1 protein-coding gene is annotated in these 850 nt (G+C 48.7%); it reads left to right on the top strand.

Going from position 1 to position 850, the window contains the following annotated elements:
• Positions 1-3 precede the first annotated feature (3 nt).
• Positions 4-850 (top strand): methyl-accepting chemotaxis protein (locus R8O70_RS25375; protein ID WP_318184477.1); only part of this gene is annotated, 847 nt, incomplete at its 3' end.

Below are 850 nucleotides of genomic sequence, written 5' to 3'. Positions count from 1 at the left end.
GATATGACGCAACGTATTGATATTCGCTTTAACAACGAGTTCAGCCGCGTTAGTGGTCATATCAACACGTTAGCGGACAGCTTGCACGACATTCTAGTGAAGCTAAATGAAGCATCAGAAAACTTAGCCTCGACCGCGACAACCAACGAACGAACGTCTTCTCAAGCGCAATCTAAGCTGAATGCACAACGTGAGCAGACCGCCAACGTGGCAACGGCTATGACCGAGATGTCTCACTCGGTTCAAGAAGTTGCGCAAAGCGCTCAAGGCTCTTTGGAAATGGTTCAACGTGTTGAGTCTGCATCCGAAGAAGGCCGAAATGTCATGAGTAGCAACATTTCGACCATCAATCAGCTAGAAACGCGCCTTCACGAGTCTGTGTCTGCCGTTTCTGAACTGCAAAAGATGAGTGGTCAAATTGGCTCAATTTTGGATGTCATCCGCAACATTGCTGAGCAAACCAACTTGTTGGCTCTCAATGCCGCGATTGAAGCGGCACGTGCAGGAGAGCAAGGACGCGGATTTGCCGTGGTAGCCGATGAGGTACGTGTGCTGGCATCGAAAACCACACAATCCACCACAGAAATCGAATCGATGATCAGCAATCTTCACTTTGTTACAGCGCCACCTTTGTATGGTGAAGCTTCACCAAAAACTTCTGCAATCAATGCGTTATCTCAGTCGTTTATGCACTGGGGATTTTTGGCTTGGGCGATTCTCGGTTGCCTTTCATCCATCGTCTTGATGCACCTGCACTACGACAAAGGCTTGCCACTTAAACCACGCACGTTGCTTTACCCAATCTTTGGCGACAAAGCGATTCATGGCTGGATTGGTAACCTGGCGGATG

The organism is Vibrio sp. 779(2023) (assembly GCF_033344285.1).
GTDB lineage: Bacteria > Pseudomonadota > Gammaproteobacteria > Enterobacterales > Vibrionaceae > Vibrio > Vibrio alginolyticus.
This window is presented reverse-complemented; position numbering and strand designations above follow the sequence as displayed.